The organism is Pigmentiphaga aceris, assembly GCF_008119665.1.
Lineage (GTDB): Bacteria > Pseudomonadota > Gammaproteobacteria > Burkholderiales > Burkholderiaceae_B > Pigmentiphaga > Pigmentiphaga aceris.
In genome coordinates this window covers 3,028,269-3,049,121 of record NZ_CP043046.1, presented here as the reverse complement: position 1 = coordinate 3,049,121, position 20,853 = coordinate 3,028,269, and the positions used below count along the sequence as shown (strand labels likewise).

Sequence of the window (20,853 nt, the reverse complement as noted above, 5' to 3'; positions counted from 1 at the left end):
TCAAACAAGCTTTGCAGCGCCCCGCCCTGGCCGCCAGGACAGCATCGCAAGCACTACCAGCCCACCGACCAAGGCCCAGAACGGTGCCCCGATTCCCCACAGGCTGACGCCCGACGCCGCAATCAGGAACGAAACGATTGCCGGTTCACGCTGCTTGTCATCGATGACCGCAGCGCTCAGGCTGCCGCCTATGGTACCCAGCAAGGCCAGGCCGGCAATGGCCATGACCAGTTCACGCGGCAAGGCGGCGAAGACCGCGACAATCGTCGCTGCAAATGCCCCCATCACCAGGTAAAACACCCCGGCGCAGACAGACGCCGTGTAGCGCCGCGCCGGATCGCGATCCACGTTTTCCGTCATGCACAGGGTGGCAGTGATGGCCGCCAGATTCAGCGCATAACAACCAAACGGGGCCAACACCGCATTGACCGCGCCAATCGCGCCTATCACCGGAGACAGCGGCGGGCGGTAATCATGGGCATGCAGGGCAGCCACGCCCGGCACGTTCTGCGAGGTCATGGTCACGATGAACAGCGGCAGACCCAGCCCCAGCAGCACCTGCCAGGAGAACGTTGGCATGGTGAACACCAGTTCCGACGGCAGCACGTGGATGTCACTGAAGCGGATCAACCCACTGGCGTAGGCCACCACCAGGCCCGCAATCAAGGTAGCGATCACCACGTATCGCGATGCCATGCGACGACCGATCAGGTACACCGCGCACATGGTCAGCACCAGAGCGGCCTGGTGTTGCAAGGCGACGAAAATATCCATGCCGAAACGCAGCAGCACACCGGCAAGCATGGCAGCGGCCAGAGAACGGGGAATGCGTGACATCAGGCGCTCGAACGCGCCGGTTGCCCCGGCAAGCACCGCCAGCAGACCGACAAAAATGAACGCGCCGATGGCGTCGCTCATGGAAGTGCCGACTGCCCCTGTCGCCATCATGGCAGCCCCAGGCGTGGACCACGCCGTCAGAATTGGCATGCGGTAGCGCAGGGACAGCACGATGCAGGTCAGGCCCAGGCCGATGCCCAGCGACAGCACCCAGGAGGTGGTCTGCGCGGGCGTGGCCCCCAAACTGGCGGCTGCCTGGAACACGATAAGCGCGGAACTGGTGAAGCCCACCAGGGTAGCGACGAAGCCAGCGCTAAGCGCCGGCAACGACAGGTCGCGCCAAAACGATCGGAACACGTTAACTCGAGATTGTGAGGACAGGATTGTCAGGAAAGAAAAAAGCCAGGCGGCGCAGCGATCAAAAGATCCGGCCAAGGGCGAGCAGTCTATAGACAGAACCCGCACCCGAGCATGGCCGGGCCGGGTTTTTCTGATGCAGTGTCGTTTTCCGGTGCTACAGATTGCCCTACGCCGTCAGCCGCCCGCATGGGTCAGCAGCCGGGCTGTTTGGGTGGCGCTGCTACGGCTGTTCAAGCTGCGGAGGAATCACCAACGGCAAGCGCGAAGCCCTCGTCCAGCCAACCGGTGATGCCACCGGCCATGATCTTTACCGGACGTCCCAACTCGGCCAGCCGCAAGGCACCACGCGCAGCGCCATTGCAGTGCGGGCCGGCGCAATAGGTCACGAAGACAGTGTCCTGCGGCCACGCCGCGAGTTTTGACGCAATGATTTTTCCACGCGGCAGGCTGATGGCGCCCGGAACGTGACCCTGGGCATACAGCGCCGGGCTGCGCACATCAAGCAAGACAAAATCCGCCTTATCTTGCAAGGCGTCGTGCACGTCCCAGCAATCGGTCTCGAACGTGAATTCGGCGGCGAAATGCTGCCGGGCGGCTTCACTGGAAGCGGGAGCAACGGCGGTGACGGCTGTTCTGGCAATGGGAAAGTTCGAGGTGCCTTCGGTATTCACGGCGCTGTTCATCGTCTATCTCCTTGGTGAGATGAGATTTTCAGCCAGGCTCGCACGCCCTACAATTGGCGCGATTGACAATTATCGTAGAGATCATGCCAAAAGCGTCCGGTCCGCTTGTAGTCGCGCTGTTGTATGACCAACTCTGCACGTTCGAGTTTGGCATCGTCACGGAAATCTTCGGCTTGTCGCGACCGGAAATGGGCGACGGCTGGTATCGCTTCGCCAGTTGCGCGGTGGATGATGGTCCGCTGCGCGCACACGGCGGCATTGTGGTTCAAGCCAGCGACAGCGCCGCATTGATCGATGAGGCCGATCTGATCGTCGTGCCGGGGTGGTCAAGTGCCGATGCCCCCGTTTCTGATGCGCTTTGCACGCGATTGCGTGCTGCCCACGCCCGAGGCGCGCGTCTGGCATCGATCTGCTCGGGTGCATTCGTGTTGGCAGCAACCGGGCTGTTGGACGGCGGCGTGGCCGTTACGCACTGGCGTTATGCCGACACGATGCGCCGCCGCTTCCCTGCCATTACCGTCGACGACGCGGCGCTTTACCGCATTCATGGCAACATCTTTACGTCCGCCGGCAGCGCGGCGGGCATCGACCTGCTGATCGAGATCGTCCGGCAGGACTTCGGTGCCACTGCCGCCAATTCCGTCGCGCGCCGCTTGGTCATGCCAGCACATCGAAGCGGCGGGCAGGCGCAATTTCTTGAACGGCCTGTCCGCGTGCGGGAACGAACCGAAATCGCGCCCCTGCTGGACCAGATACGCACCGAGCTGTCCGGCCGCTGGACGATTGCCCGCATGGCGCAGGCATGCCGGATGAGCAACCGCACCTTTGTGCGCCGCTTTGTCGAAGCCACCGGCATGCCACCTGGCGAATGGTTGACGTTGGAACGTCTGGAAGCCGCAAAAACGCTGCTTCGGGAACGCAGCGGCAGCCTCGATGACATTGCAAACACCGTAGGCCTGGGCAACGCCTACGGGCTGCGCCACCACTTCCGCCAACGCGTGGGAATCAGCCCATCGGAATACCGCACGCGGTTCATGGCCGAGGGTCATGCCTGATGCGTTAAGTCTGATGCGGTTAAGTCTGATGCGGTTAAGTCTGATGCGGTTAAGTCTGATGCATCAAATCTAATGCAATCAGGTCTGGTGCAGACAGACAGCCCAGCCTCCCTGTTCCAAATCTGATCGCTGCCCGTCTTGCCAGCCACAAACGACTGCGGCTCGTGCCAGTCTTGTCAGACCGGACACGAGCCGCGTGGCACTGGCGCAGCGACTGGCTGCTGTGCGCGTATCAGTTCTCGATACCGCGCGATTCCAGGTATTCGTCGTAGGTGCCCTTGTAATCGACAATCTCGCCCGAGGGCAGGATTTCGATGATGCGGCTGGCCAAACCCGACACGAATTCACGGTCATGGGACACGAAGAACAGCGTGCCTTCGAATTTTTCCAGCGCGAATTGCAGCGACTCGATCGATTCCATGTCCAGGTGATTGGTCGGCTCGTCCATCAGCAGCACGTTGTGACGACCCAGCATCAGCTTGCCGAACATCATGCGGTTCTTCTCGCCGCCGGACAGCACCTGCACTTCCTTCGGCAGATCGTCGGCCGAGAACAGCAGACGACCCAGCACCGAGCGCATCGACTGGTCGTCGTCGCCCTCTTGACGCCAGTTGCTCATCCAGTCGAAAACGATTTCGACCTTCTTGAACTGGTCTGACACGTCCTGCGCCATGTAGCCCAGGTTGGCGTTGTCAGACCACTTCAGCTCGCCGCGATCCGGGGCCAGATCACCGGCCAGCATGCGCAGCAGCGTGGTCTTACCCACACCGTTGGCACCGATGATGGCGATCTTTTCGCCCGCTTCCACCATGGCCGAGAACGGCTTGATGACCGGCACGCCGTCGTAGGACTTGGCAATCGATTGCAGCTCGACGGCCTGGCGGTGCATGACCTTTTTGACTTCGAAGCGGATATACGGATTCACGCGCGAAGACGGCTTGACCACCACGGCTTCGGCCTTGATCTTGTCGATCTGCTTCAGACGCGAGGTAGCCTGGCGGGCCTTGGACTTGTTGGCCGAGAAGCGGCGCACGAAGTCCTGCAGCTCGACAATGCGTTCCTTGGCCTTGGCGTTGGAATTCGACTGACGCTCGCGCGCCTGGGTCGATGCCAGCATGTATTCGTCGTAGTTGCCCGGGTAAATGCGGACTTCGCCGTAGTCCAGGTCGGCCATGTGGGTGCAGACCTGGTTCAGGAAATGTCGATCGTGACTGATGATGATCATGGTCGACTGATAGCGGTTCAACACGTCCTCGACCCAACGAATGGTGTTGATGTCCAGGTTGTTGGTCGGCTCATCGAGCAGCAGCACGTCGGGGTTCGAGAACAGCGCCTGCGCCAGCAGCACACGCAGCTTCCAGCCCGGCGCAATTTCGCGCATGGGCAGCTGATGCTGGTCAACCGGGAATTCCAGGCCCAGCAGCAGCTCACCTGCGCGGGCTTCGGCGGTGTAGCCGTCGTATTCCGAGAACTTGGCTTCCAGTTCCGCGGCGCGCATGTAATCTTCGTCGCTTGCGTCCGGGTTGGCGTAGATCGCATCACGGTCCGTCATGGCCTGCCACATTTCCGTGTGGCCCATCAGCACGACGTCCAGCACCCGCACGTCTTCGAATGCAAACTGGTCCTGGCGCAGCTTGCCCAGGCGGGTATTGGGTTCGAGCGAGACATTGCCCGCGGTGGATTCCAGATCGCCGCCGATGATTTTCATCAGGGTCGATTTTCCGCTACCGTTGGCGCCGATCAGCCCGTAGCGATTGCCGTCCCCGAACTTGACCGAGACATTCTCGAACAAGGGCTTGGGGCCGAACTGAATGGTGAGGTTTGCGGTTGAGATCACAGCGAGGGCAACTTAGAAAGTTCGAAAGCAACCAGTGATTGTATCAGGGGGCATGGCCATCGGGCGTAAATCCCGCGCGAAGGCGTGCACTGCCCCTGCCAATCACTGGCTGAAACTGGCCGTGCAGCAGGGCTTAGTGGTGATGGTGCTCATCAATGACCAGGTGGGCGACGCCATCTTCCGTGGCCAGTCCAACCTTGGCACCAACCGGCAAGGTCACCTTGAACGGGGTGTGACCGAAGGGCAAACCGGTGATGACCGGCACACCGCTTTCACGACGCAGCCATGCAATGGCTTCCTTCAGGTCGTAGCCGGCATCGTTCGCCGTCAGGCGGTATTCCGTGAAGCTGCCCAGCACGATGGCCTTCTGTTTAGCCAGCACGCCTGCCTGCAGCAGTTGCGCAAACATGCGCTCGATGCTGTAGGGATGTTCGTTGACGTCTTCCAGGAACAGGATGCCGCCCTTGATCTTGGGCATGTACGGCGTGCCAAGCAGCGCGGTAACCATGGCCAGATTGCCGCCCCACAGAATGCCGCGGCAATCGACGGGGTCCGCGTCTTGGGTATCGAAGCTGAGCAGTTCCAGTTCGCCGTGCATGACTTCAGCGAAGATTTCCGAAGTCAGGTCGTCGATTTTTTTGCCACCGAAATCCCCAGCCGCACACGGGCCGGCGTAACTGACAGCTCCGGTCTTGGCCAGCAAACCCAGTTGCAGCGCGGTGAAATCGCTATACCCGACGAATTTCTTGCCGCTGTCGGCCAGCAGCTTCCAATCGATCTGCGGCAGTAGTCGCGACAGGCCGTAGCCGCCGCGCGTGGCCATCACGATCTCGTGTTTCTGGGTAGCGGCGCGATGCAGGCCAGCAAGACGCTGCGCGTCGGTGCCGGCAAAACGCTGGTTGCGCAGCAAGGCAGCGCGGTCTACCGAGACCTTGAAGCCTTGTTCTGCCAAGGTGACACGCGCCTTGGCAATGGCTTCCGGGTCGACTGCGCCCGACGGCGACACCATGTAGATGCCCATCTTCTTGCGCGGCAGCGGCGAGCCATCGTAGGCCCCATCGTGCGCCAGCTCGAAGTCGCCATTCGAACCACAGCCGCAGGCGTCGCCATGCACATGGTCGTGCTGGTGCGCGTGCCCATGGTCGTGCGCGTGATCATGCGAATGGTCGTGCTGGTGATCGTGGGCAGGCGTGACGTCAGCGGCGGACGGGGCTTTCTTTTTGGCCATGGGAGGTCGCGGGGCGCGGCAGCGCAAGTAAGGGACGACCGCTATTATTACCCGAGGATACGCCGCGAACCCGCACGCAAGGCCAGCAATGACAAATCATTGACCTGAATTTGCCTTGGCGTTGACCTGGGATTGCCCCGAATTCAGCCGCTTGCCGCCTGCACACGGGCCTCACGGCTTTGCTGCCGGCGTTCCCGGAAGAACGCGCGCAACAACTCGCCGCACTCATCAGCCAAGACGCCCCCCACCACGGTCGTCTGATGATTCAACGTGCCCACTGCGGGCAAGTCGATCACACCGCCGCAGGCACCAGTCTTGGGATCGGGCGCGCCATAAACCACCCGGGCAAGCCGGGCATGCAGCATGGCGCCCATGCACATGGCGCAGGGTTCCAGCGTGACGTATAGCGTGGCCCCAGGCAGACGGTAGTTGGCTGCGTGGCCGCAGGCCGAGCGCAAGGCAATGATTTCAGCGTGCGCCGTGGGGTCGGACCTGCCGATGGGGGCGTTTGCCCCCTGCCCCAACACCGAGCCATCGGCCCCCACAACCAACGCGCCTACCGGGACTTCGCCCGCATCCCAGGCCTGGCGCGCGAGCAGCATGGCTTGGCGCATGTGTCGCTCGTCGTCGGGATGCAGCAGGATAACCGGGGGCACCAAGGGTGGAGCAAGCGAAAGTGCGGGGGCAACCGGGGCAGAAACACCCAGGGCGGGCGCGGCTGCAGGGCCATCAGGCAGCACTGTGGCAGCGTTCTCTACGATGCCCGAGTCAACCAGCGGATCGGCTGGATCGAACAAAGGATCCGACGATGGGTCCACCAAGGGGTCGCCAAACAGGGAACCCGCGAACAGCGAAGTGTCGGCGTGCTGCGATTCAGGTTTCGGCATGGCGCATCCGGAAAGTCGGGCCAGACATTGTAAGGCGCAGTCCACGCCGATGGCGCTGCACTTTTTGCGGCGCTTTTTGGGACACGCTCCACATCACCCCGGCCACAGCAAGGACAAGGCCTCGCCGCAAGGGGCCTCGACCTTGAAGGCCAGCAAGGAATCGGCGCGTGTCACACCGATGTTGATGGACACGATCGGGATGCCGCTGGCCGCCGCCGCAGTCGCAAAGCGATAGCCGGAATACACCATCAACGACGACCCCACCACCAGCATCAGGTCAGACCCGGCCAGGCGCTGCATGGCGTGATCCACCCGGTCGCGCGGCACGTTCTCGCCAAAAAACACCACATCAGGCTTCAGAATGCCGCCGCAAACGGTACAGGGCGGCACCACAAACTGCCCAAAATCGAAATCGCCCAGATCGGCGTCGCCATCTGGCGCCACAGCTGCATCCAGGGCCACCCAGTCAGGATTGGCGCGTTCCAATCGTTGTTGGAACTCAGCACGGGGGCTACGCGCTTCGCACTGCATGCAACGCACGCGGTCCAATCGACCGTGCAGGTCCACCACTTCACGATTGCCGGCTTGTTCGTGCAGGCCGTCCACGTTCTGCGTCAGCAGCAGCGACATGGCACCGCCTGCCTCGAAACGCGCCAAGGCTTCGTGCGCGGCATTGGGCTTGGCAGACCCGAAACGCCGCCAGCCGATCATGCTGCGCGCCCAATAACGCGCGCGTGACAGCGGCTGATCCATGAACAGCCGGTATTGCATGGGCGGCGGACGCTTCCAGGCACCGTCCAGATCACGATAGTCAGGAATGCCGGACGCGGTGCTGCACCCGGCACCCGTCAATACGAAGCAGCGACGTGAACCGGCCAGCAAGTCGCGCAGACGATCCAGCGCGATCATGGGCGATGGCGCAGGTGGCGTCTGGTCGGCGAAAGGGTCGGTGTGGTGTGCGGCGTCGGGACGAGCCGCAGTCAGCGCAGTGGTGTGGTCAATCACGCCATGTTTGTCTGTCACCAGCTTGTCTGTGCCCGAGTCTGTGCCAGATTCGGTGGTGCGGATCGCACCGGGATGGGAGTGCATGAACATACCTGCCCCATGAAACCAGGATGGGTCGAGCTTAGCATCGGCTTTGCTGCGTTATCGTAGACCCCCCTGACGGCGCATTGCGCTGCGGTCCCATTTTCACAGGACAGACACCCATCATGGTTTACGAGTACGCCCATCTCACCATCAAAGCCGGTTCCGAAGCTGCATTCGAAGCCGCTGCCGCGCAAGCCGCGCCTTTCTTCAAAAGCTCGAAAGGCTGCCTGAGCTTCAAGCTGCTGAAGTCGGTCGAGGCTCCGCTGTCCTACACGCTGGTGGTGGGCTGGGAAACCATCGAAAACCACATGGTCGATTTCCGCGAATCCGACAACTTCACGCAGTGGCGTCAACTGGTTAGCCCGCACTTCGCCGAAGCACCGAAGGTCAACCACGAACAGGTGGTATTGACCGCGTTCTGATGACTGGATACGCGTTTGCCTGCGCCACCGGTCGGAAGACGGCGACGACGCATGCAGCGCGGGGTCAACGTTGCAGGGGCATTGCTCGCCCCTTCCATGTTGACCCAAAGCAGTGTTCAAGTGGCTGGACTACCGCACTTGTCCAAACCACTTGTTCAAACCACCCGGCCAGCACCGCCACCTCACACCGAGCGCGTAATGCCGCCATCGATCCGAATGTTCTGCCCCGTGATGTAGCCCGCACCCGGCGAGGCCAGGAAGGCAATCGTTGCGGCCACTTCGTCGGTCTTGCCATAACGGCCCATGGGAATCCGTTCGCGGAACACTTCCTTCTCGGGCAGGCTGTCGATGAAACCGGGCAGCACATTGTTCATACGCACATTCTCGGCTGCGTACTTGTCCGCGAACAGCTTCGTGAAAGACGCCAGGCCCGCGCGGAACACACCCGAGGTCGGAAACACCGGGTCGGGCTCGAACGCGGCAAAGGTCGAGATATTGATGATTACGCCCCCACCCTGCTTCTGCATGATCGGCGTCACCAGGCGCGTCGGGCGGATCACGTTCATGAAATAGACGTCCAGGCCCCGGTGCCAGTCGTCGTCGGTCAGTTCAAGAATGGGTGCGCGCGGCCCGTGGCCTGCGCTGTTGACCAGCACGTCGATGCGACCCCAGGTCGACATCACCAAGTCTACCAGGCGTTGCAGATCCTCGTTGGACTGGTTCGAGCCAGTGACACCCAGGCCGCCCAGTTCTGCGGCAAGCGTCTCGCCCTTGCCCGAGGAAGACAGAATCGCCACCCGAAAGCCCTCGGCAGCCAGCTTGCGCGCGGCCGCAGCGCCCATGCCACTGCCGCCAGCGGTGACGATGGCTACCTTTTCATCTACGGCGGTGCCAATTTCTACTTTTTCTACAGTCATCGATACGCTCCAGTAGGTTCCATAGCCTGAAACAACCTACTATAGAGAATCAGAAAAGCAGTTTGGCTTTCAATTGAGTGTAGAAAAACGATTGCATGCGTACACGTTTGTCTGAATTGCCATCGTTGAATGCCCTGCGCGCATTTGACGCCGCCGGGCGTCACCTGAGCTTCCGGCTCGCCGCGATGGAACTGGGCGTGACACAAAGCGCCGTGGCGCAGCATGTGCGTGGCCTGGAAGCAGAACTTGGCATCAAGCTGTTCGAACGTTTGCCGCGCGCCTTGGCCTTGACCGAGCCGGGGCGCCATTATCTCGAACAGATTCGCAAAGCCTTCGCGCTGATCATGGACGCAACTGCTGCATTACGACCTGTGCCATTGCAGTTGACCATCAGCGTGACACCGACCTTTGCGGCCAAATGGCTGATTCCGCGCCTTTCCACTTTCATGACGGCTTACCCCATGCTGGATCTGCGCATCCAGGCGAGCGAGGCGATTGCAAATTTCCAGTCCGATGGCATTGACATCGCCGTGCGCCAAAGCCGTCCGCCGTTCGGGCCTGGACTGAGCGCAGACCTGCTGTTCAGGCAAGATGTCATTGCGGTATGCAGCCCGGCGCTGGTTGCCACTGCTACCGAAAACGCGGCTGGACTGCCTCGGGAGCAGACGAGCAGCAATGCTCGCCTTGCTTCCTCGGCAATCGAACACTTTGCGCTGCTTCATGACGGGCACAGCCTGTGGCCGGATTTCATCACGCATGCGCTGAAGTCGTCGCCGGCCAGCTCGACCCGCAATATCCGCTTCAATCAGACTTCGCTGGCGCTTGAAGCCGCCATCGCAGGGCAAGGACTCGCATTGGCCAGTCGTTTTCTGGTCGAGTCGGACCTGGCCGCTGGCCGACTTGTCGATCCATTCGGCGTGAGCCTGCATGGCCCACTCGATTTTTACGTCGTCAGCCCGCGCAAGCCAAGTGCGGGCGAATCGATTGCCAGCGTTCGACAATGGTTGTTCAGTCAGCGTGATGCGGCGTCGCTCAAGCTTCCGTCGATGGTTTGATCGACTGAGCAATCAAGGCCCCCACCCGTTCCAGCAGCAAGTCCATCGAGAAGGGCTTGATGATCATTTCCATGGCCGGCCCAAGCGTCTCGCTGGTAATCACCGCACTTTCAGCGTAGCCGGTCATGAACAACACCGGCAAATTAGGCCTATCCAGGCGTGCCGCATCGGCCAACTGTCTGCCGTTCATCCCCGGCAAGCCTACATCGGTCACCAGCGCATCCAACTGATCGGCCGCACGGACTGCCGCCAGGCCGGCCATGCCATCGGGCGCCTGAAAAACCCGATAACCGGCAGCCTGCAAGGTTTCGACGGTCAGCGCGCGAATCACATCGTCGTCTTCAACCACCTGCACCACGTAGCCATTGCCAGCCGCCGCAGGTGAGGCCGTCGATTCCTGGTCGCGCTCGGGTGCGGCACGGCCGATATAACGCGGCAGGTAGACGTCGATGGCGGTGCCCTGACCGGGTGTGGTGTCGACGTGGATGTGTCCGCCGGATTGTTTGACGAACCCGTAGATCATCGACAGCCCCAAACCGGTGCCCTGCCCGCGCGGTTTGGTGGTGAAGAACGGGTCGAAGGCATGTGCCAGGATGTCTGGCGTCATGCCCACACCGGCGTCGGCCACCGTCAGGCGCACGTAGTCGCCAGGCTCAAGCTCCGCTTTCGGTGCCACATCGTCTGCGGCGATCTGTGCATTGGCCGTGCTGATGCACAGCATGCCGCCCTGGGGCATGGCGTCGCGGGCGTTCACCACCAGGTTCAGCAGCGCATTTTCCAACTGGTTGGCATCGCAGCGCGTCAACCACAGGTCTGGCGCAAGGGTGACGGCCAGTTTGATGCTGGAATCCGAGGTGCGCAGAAACAGGTCTTCCATGGACGACACCAGCAGATTGGTGTCGAGCGGCTTGGGGTCGAGCGGCTGTTGCCTCGAAAAGGCCAGCAGGCGATGCGTCAAAGCGGCCGCCCGATGCGCGGCCGAGGTTGCCATGTCGGCGTACCGCTCCAACGACCCACCACCTTGCTTGGCCAACTGACGCTTGATGATCGACAGCGCCGTCACCATGCCGTGCAGCAAATTATTGAAGTCGTGGGCAATGCCGCTGGTCAGCAAGCCAATGGCTTCCATCTTCTGGGACTGCCGCAGCGCGGCTTCGGCTTCGATCAGGCGCAGCTCGGTCTGAGTGCGTTCGGTCACGTCGCGTGACCACTGCACCGCCCCCTGCCGAGCACCCTGCGCGTCATACAAAGGCGTGAAACGTTGTTCGAAATTGCGTTTGATGCCGTCCGATCCGATAAGCGCATGGGTACTGGACACGGCTTCACCAGCCAGCGCCCGGCTCCATCGCTCGATCTCAGTCGATGCTTCCGAGATCGGTAGACGCTGCACGAACTCGTGCACCGTGGCCCCCACGCGTGGGGGCACGCCAACGTGGCGCTCGAATTCAGCGCGATAAGCGGGGTTGAAGGTCAGGAAGCGGAAATCCGGGCCAATGGCCGCAATCAGGTCCGGCGTGCATTGCAGAATGTCGACCAGAATTTTGCGCTGCGTCAGGGCCTCATCGGCCTTTTCGCGCAGCAGCTCGGCGGCGCGCACATCGGCGGTGATGTCGCGCACCACGCCAATCAAACGCACCGATCCATCTTCGGTGGACAGACGGCTACCCGTCAGCTGCACCCAGCGCGCATCCGCTGGACACCCTTTCAGCCGCCCTTCGATCGTGACGCGGCCACCGTTTTCTCCCCGCACGGCAGCGGCAAAGCTGTCGCGCAGGCCGTCCTGGTACGACTCATGGAAGGCACCCAGCAGTGCCTGCAGGGTGTTTGCCTGCATGATGTCGGGCAGGCTTGCGATTTCCTTCAACTGCCTGTCCCACCAGACGTGGCCGTCCTGCGGACGGTAGTCCCACACGCCAATGGCGGCTGCGTCCAGACTCAAACGAAGACGCAGCTCGGTTTCCCGCAAGGTGGCTTCAGAGGTCAGTCGCTTCAGCGCAGCCTGCACCCGATCGACCGCATGGCGCGCAAACGCCATGTCACTGCTGGTCCACTGGCGCAGATAACCGCTGTGCAGCAAGACCACCGCGATCAGCTTGTTGCGGTCCGTGATCGGCACCAGCAGCGCCGAGCGAATGGCGTAGGCGTCCCACTGGTCCGCGTAGTCGCTGGTGCGCGGGTCGGACCAGACATCGTGAATGGCCACGATCGAGCCACGTCGCAAAGGTTCGTGCAAAGGCTCGAACTCTTCGTTGACAACCACTTCGCTTGGCAGCCGGGGCGTCTCGTCGTTGCGGGTCCACTCCGACAGGACATGCATGCACCCCTTGGCGGGGTCCAGCACGCCATAAGCCGCGCGAATCAGTTCAAGCGTCCGTCCAAGTACCTCGGTACCCAGCCGGTGGACGGCACTGGGGCTTTCCAGAACGCGCAGTTCGTCGCCCAGTCGCAGCACGGCTTCCTGGCGCAGGTCTGCACGTTTGCGGTCGGTGACGTCCTGCACGGTGCCCAACAGGCCCACGCGCTGCCCGGTTTCGTCATAAACGTAACGTGCACGCCGGCTGATCCAGCGCTGCTGTAAATCGTCACCACGCAGAATCGGATATTCGGTATCCAGCACCATGGTGCCGTCGCCCCGCTCGTCAACGGTAGACGGCCGCCGCGTGGGGTCGCTGGTGGACATGCATTCGATGTCTTCGGGCGTCCAGTGCTCACGCTGGGGCAAGCCGAATATCTCGCAAAACTTGTGCGAAACGGTCAGGACGTTACTGCCCATATCCAGCGAGAAACCGCCAATGCCGGCGGCTTCCTGAGCCAGCCGCAGCCATTCGTCGCTGCGGGTAAGCACCTCGTTGCTGCTGCGTGCGCGATTGCGGTCGCGCAAGGCTTTGCCATAGCCTGCCGTGACGCTGGCCGGGTCGCGGCTGCTTTCCTCATCGGTAGGCCAGGGCAAATCCTGGCGTTCGCCGTCTTCACCGGATGCCAGAAACCCGGTGTCATCTGCCCGGCGCGCCTGGTGCAACGCCAATGCCGCCCGCAGACGACGGTTTTCGTCCTCCAGGGCGTCCAGACGCAATCGATCGGCGTCGGTCACGAAGTCACCCGCCCAACCACCTGCCCAATGTCGAAGCCGGTACGCGTCGCCACGCCGATATCAAGGCAAACACGCCTTTTCGCGTCAAAGAGGGGAAAAACCATATCGATTACTTGTCTGAAACACGCACTACCGGGCAAAGGCCAAGCCTGAGTACCCTGGATTTTCGCCTATTTGTTCCAAGTCCGCAGCTTTTGCTGGCAGATGTTTATACCAGCGTGGAATCGCCTACCCGTGTATTGGCTTCGAAGAAACGCCAGAACAGCAGTCCGGCGTTCGGTCCGGCCGCGTCGTGAAATTTCACGTCGGAATCGCCACCGCTCCACGCATGGCCAAGCGCTGGCACATAGGCCAGGCGCACCATCGTGCGTCGCCCGGCACGCAAATCTTCGCGTTGCCACGCGCGATCCGTGCCAGCAGCCAGGGCTGCCACCACGGGTGGCTGCATGGCGTCGATGCCATTGAGATCACGAAACTGCTCGAAAAGCTGCCGGGCATTGCGCACATCGACCACATGATCGCGTCCGCCATGCACGATCATCGCGGGCATGCCGGCAAATGGCACTGCTGTCGAAAGCAGGCTGCGGGCCTGTTCCAGCACATCGCGCCTGCTGCCCCGGCGCATGGCGGCCATGCCGGCCGAGGCATCGTAGGCATCACCCATCACCGCCCCGGAATGCAGGCCTACCGCTGCAAAGACGTCGGGATGGCGCAAGGCCACCAGCGCCGCCATGCCGGCACCCGCCGACAGCCCGGCCACATAGACACGGTCGGCATCCAGGCGCAGCTTCGCGACCAAAGAACGGGCCAAGGATGCGATCGCGTCAGCCTCGCTGCCACCGTGCCCGTGCTGCGGCCTGAACCAGCGCCAGCAGCGCTGGCTCTGGGCATTGGCCGACTGCTGCGGCCAGGCAATCACGAATCCTTCTTTGTCTGCCAGGCGGTTCATGCGTGTGCCGCGTGCGAAATCCGCCGCAGTCTGCTGGCATCCATGCAGCATCACGACCAGCGGCATGCCATGTGGCCCTTTGGCTGGGGCAGACGACGGAATGTACAGGTGGTACGCCAGCCTGCCGTGCCACTGCCCGATACTGGTCGAGCCTCTGAAGATGTGTGCCTGCCAGGTGCCCGCGCCAGGAATCGGGGCGGCTGCCGCGGCACGTCGCTTTGCCACCGACGGGGGCGTGGTCACCGCTGTCAGGCCGGTCTTGAAGGCCTTGCGGATCAGGGGATCGGTGGTGTTCTTGACGGTACGGGCCAGCGTTCGGCCGGATACGGCCGCCGCCGTGCGCGTTGCGCGGCGCAACACACGTTGCTGATCACGCGCCATGCGCTGTGCCATGGAAAAAAATAGCGTGGAGAGCTTGCGTGCCATCGTCACTCCTGCAGTGCGCCGCCAGGCAGTCCGGAACGGACTTATGGTGCACTGCAGTATTGTGAACCCTAAATGCTACCGACCGATAAACGGCCGGCCACACGGTTGGCTCAAGCGTTACCTTTTGCAGCCTTGCTCGTAAGGCTGGTGCACGCTTCCTCACAATTCCCGTCACGCGCGCGCGCTGCGAATTCCCCTGGCGTCATGCCGCAGTGATTCTTGAAGTGGCGTGAAAAGTGGCTTTGATCGAAAAAACCGACCTCGCCCGCCACGACTGACGCCGGCAAGCCTTGTCGCAGCAAGTTTTGCGCATGGCGGATGCGTGTGCTGCACACGTATCGATACGGCGACATGCCTACCTGCCGGCGAAACACGGCAGCAAACCGACACAGGCTCAGGTGTGCCAGGTCTGCCAGGTTCTCCAATGCAATGCGCTCGGCAAAATGCCGTTCGATGTAGGTGATGGCAAGCTCGACCGAGCGTGCCCCCCGGGAATCGGCGCGGCTGACCGGCCGCGCGCCCGTGACACATACCGCCGATTCAGGCATGACTGATCCCGTGGGTGGTTTGCGACGGGTTGCGGACGGTTGCTGCGCTCATGCCGAGTATTGCACCGCAGCTTGTTGCACGATGGGAATCACCCCATTGCCCGTCTGCCAGGCATGCAGTTCAGCCGGTTCACGGTGGCAGAAGATGTCTTTGTCCGCCAAGCGTCTGCGCGGCGGAGCCACGGTATTGCAGCGGCCGTCAACGCGCACCGGGCAACGTCGGATGAAGGGGCACAGCAGGTCTGCACCCGTAGGGTTGCCGATGGTCGGCAGGCCTTCCGGTTTGGGCAAGCTATCGAGCCAGCCTTGTCGCAATTCGGGCACGGACGAGATCAGCATGTGCGAATACGGATGGAACGGGGCCTGCAACATGGCTTCGCGGGCACCGACTTCAACCGTACGGCCGGCGTACAACACCACGATTTCATCGCAGATGGCGCGCACCGTGGAAATGTCGTGGCTGATGAACAGGTAGGACACGCCCAGATCGCGGCGCAAATCGGCCAGCAATTCCAGAATGGCCGCGCCCACCACCGTGTCGAGCGCCGAGGTCACTTCATCGCACAGGATCAGGTCCGGTTCGGCACCCAGGGCCCGCGCCAGGTTGATCCGCTGCTTCTGTCCACCCGACAGCTCACTGCTTCGGCGATCGATCATGGTCGCAGGCAGGCGCACCAGATCCAGCAGTTGCAGCACACGTTTACGGCGGGCATCACCCGTCAGGCCATGATAGAAAGTCAGCGGCCGGCCAATGATGTCTTCAATGCGATGCGACGGGTTCAGCGCCGTATCGGCATTCTGGAACACGATCTGAATGCGGCGGAAGTGGTCGCGATTGCGCGTCTCGATCGACGGCGGCAGGTCGGCACCGTCGAAGCGCACCAGGCTGCCGGGGGTGGGCGCAACCATGCCCGCCACCACACGCGCCAAGGTGGTCTTGCCCGACCCGGACTCCCCGATCACGCCTACCGTCATGCCCCGGCGAATCACCAGATCGATATTTTCCAGCACCGTGACCTTGGGTCGACCGCGCGCATCGCGCATGCCGTAGCCAGCCATCAAGCCACGGATTTCCAGCAGCGGGGCTGGTAGTTCAGCGGCATTTTCTTCCTGTACCACCCGCACTTCGGGTTTGACGGCTGCCAGCAGGCTTCGGGTGTACTCGTCACGCGGCGAGTGCAGCACCTGGGCAGTCTCGCCCGATTCCTTGATCTCGCCACCATTGAGCACCACGATGCGATCGGCCATCTGCGCCACAACCGCCAGGTCGTGCGACACATAGACTGCCGTGGTGTTCAGTTCACGCACCACGCGCTTGAAGGCGCGCAGCACTTCAATCTGCGTGGTCACATCCAGCGCAGTGGTGGGTTCGTCCAGCACCACCAGCACCGGGTCGGTGATCAGCGCCATGGCGGCCATCAGGCGTTGCAACTGCCCGCCCGACACCTGGTGCGGGTAACGGGAACCGATGTTCTTCGGGTCCGGCAAGGCCAGGGCTTCGAACAGGCCCACAGCCTTGGCTTCGGCCGCCTCGCGTGACATTACCTGGTGGATCAAGGCGCATTCGACCACCTGATCCATGATGCGACGCGATGGGTTGAACGAGGCCGCCGCGCTTTGCGCGATGTAAGACACCGTACGGCCGCGCAGCTTGCGCAGGCCTTCTTCGTCCAGGCCCAGCACCTCGGTGTCGCCAATGCGCACGCTGCCGCCAGAAATGCGGCAGCCACGACGCGCATAACCCAGCATCGACAAGGCAATCGTGGTCTTGCCGGAACCGGACTCACCGATCAGGGCCAGCACTTCGCCACGGTGCAGGGAAAAGTCCACGCCCTTGACGATCTCGAACTCTGCGCCCGAGTCCTTGCGGGCCACCACGCGCAGGTCGCGTACTTGCACCAGCGCGCTTGCGTCTGGTGCGCCATCACGCATGTTGCCGGGCACCGCTGCATGAATAGGATTGTGCATGCTCAGCTCTCCCCACCGGTGCGCAAGCCCAGACGTGGCAGGCTGTCGATCAAGATATTGACGCCCACAGTCAGCGTTGCAATGGCAAAGGACGGGGCGATCACAGCAAGCGCACCTTGTCCCAGGCCAGAAATGTTTTCACGCACCAGGGACCCCAGGTCCGCATGCGGCGGTTGCACGCCAAGACCCAGGAAGCTCAGGCCGCTCAACAGCAACACGATGAACACGAAGCGCAGGCCGAAGTCGGCCAGCATCGGGTGGATCATGTTCGGCAGAATTTCAACCCAGGCCACATAAAAGCGCCCTTCCCCGCGTACCTTGGCCACCTGCACGTATTCCAGCGTCTGCAGATTGACTGCCAGCGAGCGGGCAATTCGGAATGCGCCCGGCGTAAAGCTGAGCGCGGCAATCGTGATCAGCAGCGGGATCGAGGAACCGAAGGCGGCCACGATCACCAGTGCCAGCATCTTGCTGGGAATCGAGATCAGCGCATCGATGATGCGGCTGACGAAGGCATCTACATAACGGCCATTGACCGTGGCGAACAGACCCAGGCCAATGCCGATGCTGCTGGCCAGCACGGCAGCGGTCAGCGCCAGGCCAACGGTATAGCGGGTGCCGTACAGAATGCGGCTGAGCACATCGCGGCCCAGGTAGTCGGTGCCCAGCGGGAACGCCATGCTGGAACCCAGGAACACATCCTGAGACACGACCTGGCCACCGTCATGCGGGGAAATGAACGGGCCGATCAGGGCGATCACTACCCAGAAGCTCACCAGGATCACGCCGATGCGGCCGGAAATCGGCATGGACGAGAACATGCGCGGCAAAGCAAAGCTAGAAGATTTCATCATTGACGCAGCCTCGGGTTGGACAGAATCGCCGCCAGGTCGGCAAACAGCACCAACGCGAGATAGGCCGCACAGAAGATCATTGCGCAGGCCTGCACCAAGGGCATGTCGCGATTGGACACGCCGTCGACCATCAGGCTGGCAACACCGGGATAGTTGAAGATGGTTTCAACGATCACCACCCCACCAAGCAGGTAGGACAGGCTCAGCGCGACCGCATTGGCAATCGGGCCGATGGCGTTCGGCAGCGCATGGCGCAACACCACACGCGTTGGCGACGCGCCTTTCAGCACCGCCATTTCAACATACGAAGAATTCAGTTCGTCGACCACGGCAGCACGCGTCATGCGCGCCATCTGCGCCACGATCACGCAGCACAAGGTCATCACGGGCAAGGCATAGGCTTTCAGGAACTGGCCGATCGTGGACACGTCACTGGCAAACGACAAAGCAGACAGCCAGCGCAGTTCCACCGCAAAGATCAGGACGGCAATCGTGGCGACCAGGAATTCAGGCACGGCCACCAGCGACAAGGTCGTCAGGTTCAGCGCGCGGTCAACCAGCGAACCGCGCTTCATGGCCGACACGATGCCCAGCGTCAGTGCCAGCGGCACCGACACCAGGGCCGTGACGCTTGCCAGCATCAAAGACATCGGCAGGCGATTGGCCAGCAATTCGTTTACCGACAGGTTGTTCACCAGCGAATAACCGAAGTTGCCAACCAGCATGCCGCCCAGCCAGTGGAAATAACGCATGTAGCCCGGTACATCAAGGCCCATCTTGGTGCGTAGCGCGGCTACCGCTTCAGGTGTTGCGCTCTGACCGAGCGATGATTGTGCAGCGTCCCCGGGCAACAGTCCGGTGATGCTGAATACCACCAGCGACACGGTCAACAGGGTCAGTATGCCGATCCCTATCCGGTTCAAGATGAGTTTGGCGGCCGTCGCATGCATGCGTGGTCTCCCTTAAAAAATGGCTGGCGTGGAACGAATCAGGTGTTGAGCCAGATGTGTTCCGCAAACGCGTAACCCATCAGACCGCCCAACGGCACCGAACCATAGCCTTGAATGCGCTTGTCGTAACCGTCGATGAAGCTGATGAAGGTCGGAATGCCAATACCGCACTTCTCGTTGACCAGCACCTGCATGTCGCCATACAGCTGCTTGCGCTTGGCATCGTCGGATTCAGCACGAGCCTGCAACAGCAATTGGTCGAACTGCGGATTCTTCCAGCCCGACTCGTTCCAGGCGGCGTCCGACTGGAAGAACTGCGTGAAGATCAGGTCGGCGCTGGGGCGCGGGTTGATGTTGCCGAAGCCCAGCGGATGCTTGGCCCAGTGGTTCGACCAGTAGCCGTCGGCCGGCACGCGGTTCACCGTCAGGTTCAGGCCGATTTTCTGCGCCGATTGTTGCAGCAGTGCCGCCATGTCCACCGAGCCTTCTGCGGCCGGCGAGCATACGATCGGCATGGTGGCACCGGCCAGACCGGCTTTCTGCAGGTGGAACTTGGCCTTGTCCAGGTCGAAGCTGCGTTGCGGCAGACCTTCCAGGTAATAGCGATGACCCGGCTGAATCGGCTGGTCGTTGCCCACGGTGGCAAAGCCGCGATACACCGCATCGCGGATCTGTTCGCGATCCAGCATGTACTTCATGGCCAGCGTGAAGTCCTGGCTGCCGGCCGGCGTGGCGTCCTGGCGAACGATCAGGTTGGTGTACAGGCTGGACTTGGTTTCCAGCGCGGCGTGGGTGCCCGTGCCGTTGACGCGCGTTGCCGAACGCGGGTTCATGTTGTTCATGATGTGAATGTCGCCAGACAGCAAGGCGTTCACACGTGCCGCTTCGTCGGGAATGCCGATGACTTCGATCTCGTCAATGTACGGCTTGCCCGGCTTCCAGTAGTTCTCGTTGCGCACGCCAACCGAACGAACGCCTGCGCGGAATTCCTTGCACGTGTAGGGACCGGTACCGATGGCGGTAGCGAAAGCGGTGGTGCCGTCCTTGATGATCAGGAAGTGCGAGGCCGCCAGAATCACCGGCAGGTCGGCGTTGGCAACGGTCAGGGTCACTTCGACTTCGGTCGGGCTGATGGCCTTGACGGCTTCGAACTGCATGGCAACCGTGCGCACCTTCGAGCCCAGTGCGGCGTCCTGGTGGCGCAGCAGCGAGAACACCACGTCTTGTGCAGTCAGGGCCTTGCCATCATGGAAGGTCACGCCCTTGCGCAGCTTGAAGCGCCAGACCTTGGCGCCTTCGTGCGTGATTTCTTCGGCCAGTGCCGGATGCGGAATCAGCTTCGCGTCCAGTTCGGTCAGGCCGCTGTAGAACATGTTGTGGCGGGTGTAGTCGATCGCGGTTGAACCCTTGCACGGGTCGAGCGTATCGGCGGTCGAGGTCGAGTGTGCTGCTGCACGAATCTTGCCGCCGCGTTTCGGGGTGGCTGCAGGCGTTGCTGCGTTCTGTGCATGGGCTGCGCCCGGTGCACCCAGCATGCCGCTGCCCGTGATCACGACGCCGGCCGCAGCCATCATGCGGAGCGCATCGCGTCGCGACATGCCCCGTCCCATTGCTGCATTGAAGATTCGCTCGCTTTCAGCGGGGGCCAGCATTGCGCCAAATTCATTGTGCTTATTGTTCATGTGACTTGTCTCCTG

17 protein-coding genes are annotated in these 20,853 nt (G+C 62.0%); 3 read left to right on the top strand and 14 right to left on the bottom strand.

All coding sequences use genetic code 11. The features are described 5' to 3' along the window. Positions 1-1,194 (bottom strand): benzoate/H(+) symporter BenE family transporter, encoded by a 1,194-nt coding sequence (locus FXN63_RS13275; RefSeq protein ID WP_246165135.1) that lies wholly within the window; start codon positions 1,192-1,194, stop codon positions 1-3. A 233-nt stretch (positions 1,195-1,427) separates the two neighbouring features. Next, the gene (locus FXN63_RS13270) at positions 1,428-1,880 is read right to left on the bottom strand and encodes a rhodanese-like domain-containing protein (protein ID WP_148815543.1); all 453 of its coding nucleotides are present in this window, start codon (positions 1,878-1,880) and stop codon (positions 1,428-1,430) included. Positions 1,881-1,963: 83 nt separating this feature from the next. On the opposite strand from FXN63_RS13270, the gene ftrA reads away from it, so the two are divergent. Further along, positions 1,964-2,935 (top strand): transcriptional regulator FtrA, encoded by a 972-nt coding sequence (ftrA, locus tag FXN63_RS13265; RefSeq protein ID WP_148815542.1) that lies wholly within the window; start codon positions 1,964-1,966, stop codon positions 2,933-2,935. A gap of 232 nt (positions 2,936-3,167) precedes the next feature. Here the strand turns inward: ftrA and FXN63_RS13260 are convergent, their stop codons facing one another. The 4 genes from FXN63_RS13260 to FXN63_RS13245 form a co-directional block, all read right to left on the bottom strand. After that, entirely contained in the window at positions 3,168-4,772 is a 1,605-nt protein-coding gene (locus tag FXN63_RS13260) for an ABC-F family ATPase (RefSeq protein ID WP_148815540.1), read from the bottom strand. 133 nt (positions 4,773-4,905) lie between these two features. After that, a complete protein-coding gene (locus tag FXN63_RS13255; protein ID WP_148815538.1) occupies positions 4,906-6,000 on the bottom strand; it encodes an LD-carboxypeptidase in 1,095 nt (364 codons plus the stop codon). Between the two features lie 143 nt (positions 6,001-6,143). Then, positions 6,144-6,737 carry a tRNA adenosine(34) deaminase TadA gene (gene tadA / locus FXN63_RS13250; RefSeq protein WP_425468730.1) on the bottom strand — a complete coding sequence of 198 codons (594 nt, stop codon included), beginning with the start codon at positions 6,735-6,737 and terminating at the stop codon, positions 6,144-6,146. Positions 6,738-6,980: 243 nt separating this feature from the next. Continuing rightward, positions 6,981-7,796 carry an NAD-dependent protein deacetylase gene (locus FXN63_RS13245; protein ID WP_148819296.1) on the bottom strand — a complete coding sequence of 272 codons (816 nt, stop codon included), beginning with the start codon at positions 7,794-7,796 and terminating at the stop codon, positions 6,981-6,983. A gap of 302 nt (positions 7,797-8,098) precedes the next feature. On the opposite strand from FXN63_RS13245, the gene FXN63_RS13240 reads away from it, so the two are divergent. Next, complete coding sequence (locus FXN63_RS13240) at positions 8,099-8,398, top strand: antibiotic biosynthesis monooxygenase family protein (protein ID WP_148815536.1); 300 nt, start codon at positions 8,099-8,101, stop codon at positions 8,396-8,398. A gap of 182 nt (positions 8,399-8,580) precedes the next feature. Here the strand turns inward: FXN63_RS13240 and FXN63_RS13235 are convergent, their stop codons facing one another. Then, on the bottom strand, positions 8,581-9,315 hold the full coding sequence (locus tag FXN63_RS13235; RefSeq protein ID WP_148815534.1) for an SDR family oxidoreductase: 735 nt from the start codon (positions 9,313-9,315) through the stop codon (positions 8,581-8,583). A gap of 95 nt (positions 9,316-9,410) precedes the next feature. Here FXN63_RS13235 and FXN63_RS13230 point away from each other — a divergent pair, with 95 nt between their 5' ends. Next, entirely contained in the window at positions 9,411-10,370 is a 960-nt protein-coding gene (locus FXN63_RS13230) for a LysR substrate-binding domain-containing protein (protein ID WP_148815532.1), read from the top strand. Here the strand turns inward: FXN63_RS13230 and FXN63_RS13225 are convergent. The 7 genes from FXN63_RS13225 to FXN63_RS13195 all read right to left on the bottom strand — a co-directional run bounded on the left by FXN63_RS13225 (position 10,348) and on the right by FXN63_RS13195 (position 20,838). Beyond that, positions 10,348-13,461 (bottom strand): PAS domain-containing protein, encoded by a 3,114-nt coding sequence (locus FXN63_RS13225; RefSeq protein ID WP_148815530.1) that lies wholly within the window; start codon positions 13,459-13,461, stop codon positions 10,348-10,350. The genes FXN63_RS13230 and FXN63_RS13225 overlap by 23 nt on opposite strands. Before the next feature lie 208 nt (positions 13,462-13,669). Next, positions 13,670-14,836 carry an extracellular catalytic domain type 1 short-chain-length polyhydroxyalkanoate depolymerase gene (locus FXN63_RS13220; RefSeq protein ID WP_148815528.1) on the bottom strand — a complete coding sequence of 389 codons (1,167 nt, stop codon included), beginning with the start codon at positions 14,834-14,836 and terminating at the stop codon, positions 13,670-13,672. Between the two features lie 110 nt (positions 14,837-14,946). Next, positions 14,947-15,384 (bottom strand): helix-turn-helix domain-containing protein, encoded by a 438-nt coding sequence (locus FXN63_RS13215; RefSeq protein ID WP_148815526.1) that lies wholly within the window; start codon positions 15,382-15,384, stop codon positions 14,947-14,949. 48 nt (positions 15,385-15,432) lie between these two features. Further along, positions 15,433-17,316, bottom strand: a complete 1,884-nt coding sequence (locus FXN63_RS13210; protein ID WP_148819294.1) for an ABC transporter ATP-binding protein — start codon at positions 17,314-17,316, stop codon at positions 15,433-15,435. Between the two features lie 38 nt (positions 17,317-17,354). Further along, positions 17,355-18,206 (bottom strand): ABC transporter permease, encoded by an 852-nt coding sequence (locus FXN63_RS13205; RefSeq protein ID WP_148815524.1) that lies wholly within the window; start codon positions 18,204-18,206, stop codon positions 17,355-17,357. Then, complete coding sequence (locus FXN63_RS13200; RefSeq protein ID WP_148815522.1) at positions 18,203-19,156, bottom strand: ABC transporter permease; 954 nt, start codon at positions 19,154-19,156, stop codon at positions 18,203-18,205. The genes FXN63_RS13205 and FXN63_RS13200 overlap by 4 nt, the downstream gene beginning before the upstream one ends. Positions 19,157-19,194: 38 nt before the next feature. Then, complete coding sequence (locus FXN63_RS13195) at positions 19,195-20,838, bottom strand: ABC transporter substrate-binding protein (RefSeq protein WP_148815520.1); 1,644 nt, start codon at positions 20,836-20,838, stop codon at positions 19,195-19,197. Positions 20,839-20,853: the final 15 nt, after the last annotated feature.

Excerpts from the sequence above, each read along its gene's own strand:
- FXN63_RS13270 (WP_148815543.1), bottom strand. The coding sequence starts at position 1,880 with ATGAACAGCGCCGTGAATACCGAAGGCACCTCGAACTTTCCCATTGCC.
- ftrA (WP_148815542.1), top strand. The coding sequence starts at position 1,964 with ATGCCAAAAGCGTCCGGTCCGCTTGTAGTCGCGCTGTTGTATGACCAA.
- FXN63_RS13255 (WP_148815538.1), bottom strand. The coding sequence starts at position 6,000 with ATGGCCAAAAAGAAAGCCCCGTCCGCCGCTGACGTCACGCCTGCCCAC.
- FXN63_RS13245 (WP_148819296.1), bottom strand. The coding sequence starts at position 7,796 with ATGATCGCGCTGGATCGTCTGCGCGACTTGCTGGCCGGTTCACGTCGC.
- FXN63_RS13240 (WP_148815536.1), top strand. The coding sequence starts at position 8,099 with ATGGTTTACGAGTACGCCCATCTCACCATCAAAGCCGGTTCCGAAGCT.
- FXN63_RS13235 (WP_148815534.1), bottom strand. The coding sequence starts at position 9,315 with ATGACTGTAGAAAAAGTAGAAATTGGCACCGCCGTAGATGAAAAGGTA.
- FXN63_RS13230 (WP_148815532.1), top strand. The coding sequence starts at position 9,411 with ATGCGTACACGTTTGTCTGAATTGCCATCGTTGAATGCCCTGCGCGCA.
- FXN63_RS13220 (WP_148815528.1), bottom strand. The coding sequence starts at position 14,836 with ATGGCACGCAAGCTCTCCACGCTATTTTTTTCCATGGCACAGCGCATG.
- FXN63_RS13215 (WP_148815526.1), bottom strand. The coding sequence starts at position 15,384 with ATGCCTGAATCGGCGGTATGTGTCACGGGCGCGCGGCCGGTCAGCCGC.
- FXN63_RS13210 (WP_148819294.1), bottom strand. The coding sequence starts at position 17,316 with ATGCGTGATGGCGCACCAGACGCAAGCGCGCTGGTGCAAGTACGCGAC.
- FXN63_RS13205 (WP_148815524.1), bottom strand. The coding sequence starts at position 18,206 with ATGATGAAATCTTCTAGCTTTGCTTTGCCGCGCATGTTCTCGTCCATG.
- FXN63_RS13200 (WP_148815522.1), bottom strand. The coding sequence starts at position 19,156 with ATGCATGCGACGGCCGCCAAACTCATCTTGAACCGGATAGGGATCGGC.
- FXN63_RS13195 (WP_148815520.1), bottom strand. The coding sequence starts at position 20,838 with ATGAACAATAAGCACAATGAATTTGGCGCAATGCTGGCCCCCGCTGAA.